4 protein-coding genes are annotated in these 3,482 nt (G+C 66.0%); all 4 read right to left on the bottom strand.

Annotated features, from left to right (window positions below):
* The coding region (locus AC1DU6_RS24080; RefSeq protein WP_477860156.1) for an ATP-binding cassette domain-containing protein at positions 1-385 on the bottom strand (385 nt) is incomplete at its 3' end.
* Between the two features lie 115 nt (positions 386-500).
* Positions 501-1,286 carry an ABC transporter ATP-binding protein gene (locus AC1DU6_RS24075; protein WP_056196261.1) on the bottom strand — a complete coding sequence of 262 codons (786 nt, stop codon included), beginning with the start codon at positions 1,284-1,286 and terminating at the stop codon, positions 501-503.
* A gap of 14 nt (positions 1,287-1,300) precedes the next feature.
* On the bottom strand, positions 1,301-2,383 hold the full coding sequence (locus AC1DU6_RS24070) for a branched-chain amino acid ABC transporter permease (protein ID WP_056196259.1): 1,083 nt from the start codon (positions 2,381-2,383) through the stop codon (positions 1,301-1,303).
* A gap of 13 nt (positions 2,384-2,396) precedes the next feature.
* Entirely contained in the window at positions 2,397-3,320 is a 924-nt protein-coding gene (locus AC1DU6_RS24065; protein ID WP_056196256.1) for a branched-chain amino acid ABC transporter permease, read from the bottom strand.
* Positions 3,321-3,482: the final 162 nt, after the last annotated feature.

Raw genomic sequence — 3,482 nt, 5'->3', positions numbered from 1 at the left:
CCTTCAGGCGCGGGAACAGGCCGAAGACCTTGTCCATGTCCGCCTGAATCTCGCCATCCTTGCGGTTGTAGGCGCCCATCTGCAGGTTCTCGGTGATGGTCATGCGCGTGAAGGTGCCACGGCCCTCCGGCACCATGACCAGGCCCTGCTTGGCCAGGTCCCAGGCGCCCTGACCCTTGATGGGCTTGCCGAGGTATTCGACGCTGCCAGCGGCCACCGGCTGCAGGCCGGTGATGGCCTTCAGCGTCGTCGTCTTGCCGGCGCCGTTGGCGCCGATCAGCGATACCAGTTCGCCCTCGCGCACCTCGAAGCTGACGCCCTTGACGGCCTGGATGCCGCCGTAGGCGACCTTCAAGCCAGAAACCTTGAGCAGGGTTGCTGCCATACCTATCACTCCAAATCAGTGCGTTCCCAAGCGGCACCCGTGGAACTGGCTTTGCCAGGCCACTGGGTGCGCCCCCTTGAGGGGGAGCGCGAAGCGCTAYGGGGGTGGGTCATCCTTAGTGGTTCTTGTGACCGGCGCCGAGGTAGGCCTCGATCACCTTTTCGTTGCGCTGCACGTCGTAAGGCGTGCCTTCGGCGATCTGCTTGCCGTAGTCCAGCACCGTCACGCGGTCGCACAGGCCCATGACCAGCTTCACGTCGTGCTCGATGAGCAGGATGGTGCGGCCGTCGTTGCGGATGCGGTCGATCAGCTCGCGCAGCACGACCTTCTCGGTCGCGTTCATGCCCGCGGCGGGTTCGTCCAGCGCGATCAGCTGCGGGTCGGTGGCCAGGGCCCGGGCGATCTCCAGACGGCGCTGGTCGCCATAGCTCAGCGTGCGGGCCTTGTAGTCTGCGTACTTGCCGATGCCGACATAGTCCAGCAGCTCCTGGGCGCGCGCCTTGATGGCGGCCTCCTCGGCCTTGAACTTGGGCGTGCGGAACACCGCGCCGATCAGGCCGGACTTGGTGCGGATGTGGCGGCCAACCATCACGTTCTCGATCGCCGTCATGTCGGCGAAGAGGCGGATGTTCTGGAAGGTGCGCGCGATGCCGGCCTTGGCGACCTGGTGCACGGCCTGCGGCGTGTAGGGCGTGCCGCCGAGCGAGAAGCTGCCGCCGTCCGGCACGTACAGGCCCGTGATGACGTTGAAGAAGGTCGTCTTGCCGGCGCCGTTGGGGCCGATGAGGCCGTACACCTGGCCGCGCTGGATCTGGATGCCGACGTCGGACAGGGCCTGCACGCCGCCGAAGCGCTTGGATGCGCCGCTGACGTTGAGAACGATGTTGTCGTGTTTGCTCATGTTGGTGTCCTCCCTCACTTCGCGGCAGGCGGGGCGACCTTGCCGTGCTCGGGCGCCGGCCACAGGCCGCGCGGGCGGGCCAGCATGATGCCGATCATGGCCAGGGCCACCAGCAACTGGCGCAGGATGGAGGCGTCGAGGCGACCGTCAGTCATCTGCTGCAGCGGGCCGGCGACGTAGCGCAGTACCTCGGGTAGGGCCGACAGCATCAGCGCGCCAAGGATGACGCCAGGGATGTGGCCGATGCCACCCAGCACGACCATCGCGACGATCATGACCGACTCCTGCAGGCTGAAGGACTCGGGCGACACGAAGCCCTGGAAGCTCGCGAACATCGCGCCCGACACGCCGCCGAAAGTGGCGCCCATGCCGAAGGCCAGCAGCTTCAGGTTGCGGGTGTTGATGCCCATGGCCTTGGCGGCGATCTCGTCCTCACGGATGGCCATCCAGGCGCGGCCGATGCGGGAGTTTTCCAGGCGGTAGCAGACCACCACGCCGCCCACCACGAGGGCCAGGAAGAGGTAGTAGTACAGCGTCACCGACGGCAGCGTGAAGCCGAACACCTCCCAGGACTTGCCCAGGTCCACGCCGAAGACGTGGAAGGAGTCGATCTGGCCGATGCCGCGCGGGCCGTTGGTGATGTTGACCGGGTACTCAAGGTTGTTCAGGAAGACGCGGATGATTTCGCCGAAGCCCAGCGTGACGATGGCGAGATAGTCGCCGCGCAGCTTCAGCGTTGGCGCCCCCAGCATCACGCCGAAGAAGGCTGCCAGCGCCGCTCCGGCCGGGATGACCAGCCACAGCGGCGAATGCAGGCCCGTCGGGAACGCGGCCTGGATGGCCTCGAAGTTCTCGCTCAGGTGCGGGCTGGACATCAGCGCGAACATGTAGGCGCCGACCGCGTAGAAAGCGACGTAGCCCAGGTCCAGCAGGCCGGCATAGCCAACGACGATGTTCAGCCCCAGCGCCAGCAGCACGTAGAGCAGCGCCAGGTCGATGATGCGGACCGGACCATTGCCGAGCTGCTGTGCGAACAACGGCACAACGAGCAGGCCGATGGCGGCCGCGAGGAAGGTGAAGATTTTCTTGGTGTCCATGTCTTGTCTCCCTTCAGGCGCGATCGGCCACACGCTCGCCGAGCAGGCCCGAGGGGCGCAGCGTCAGCACGAGGATGAGGGCGACGAAGGCGAAGATGTCGGCGTAGTGGCTGCCCAGCACGCCACCGGTCAGGTCGCCCAGGTAGCCTGCRCCGATGGCCTCGATGAGGCCGAGCAGCACGCCGCCCACCACCGCGCCGGCCAGGTTGCCGATGCCGCCCAGCACCGCGGCCGTGAAGGCCTTCAGCCCGGGCATGAAGCCCATGGTGTGCTGCACGGTGCCGTAGTTGGCCGCCCACATCAGGCCGGCCACTGCGGCGAGCGCAGCGCCGATGACGAAGGTGGTGGAGATGATGAAGTCGGGCTTCACGCCCATCAAGCCGGCCACGCGCGGGTTCTCGGCGGTGGCGCGCATCGCGCGGCCCAGCTTGGTGTAGTTCACCAGGTACATCAGGCCGGCCAGGATGCAGACCGTCAGGCCCAGGATCAGGCATTGCGTGACGGTGATGACGGGGCCGCCCAGGTCGAACGGCGTGGTGGGCAGCAGCAGCGGGAAGGGCTTGGGGTTCGGCTTCCAGATGATCATCGCCAGCACCTGCAGCAGCAGCGACATGCCCATGGCGGTGATCAGCGGCGCCAGGCGCGGCGCGTTGCGCAGCGGCCGGTAGGCGATCTTCTCAACTGCGTAGTTCAACGTCGCGCAGACGACGATGGCGGCGGCCAGGCCGATCAGCATCAGCAGCCAGCCGGGAATGCCGGAATCCGCCAGCAGCGTGACCAGCGTCCAGCTGACCATGGCGCCCACCATCAGGATCTCGCCGTGGGCGAAATTGATGAGGTTGATGATGCCGTAGACCATCGTGTAGCCCAGGGCGACGAGGGCATACATGCTCCCCAGCACCAGGCCGTTGATGATCTGTTGAATCAGAGTCTCCATGAGGGCTCCAGGAATAATTGTTGGGGCGCAGCATGCGCCAAGCGACCCGGGATAAATCGCAACCCTCGTGCCAATCAAGACKTTTCAAGGGTATTCACCGACGGTATGAAACCCTCGACCGTTTGATCCGTCCCCAGAGGGTGACCCTGGTCAGATTTCACG

This window comes from Roseateles sp. P5_B10 (assembly GCF_056400485.1).
The sequence above is the reverse complement of the archived record's forward strand: the minus strand, read 5'-3'. Positions and strand labels throughout refer to the sequence as shown.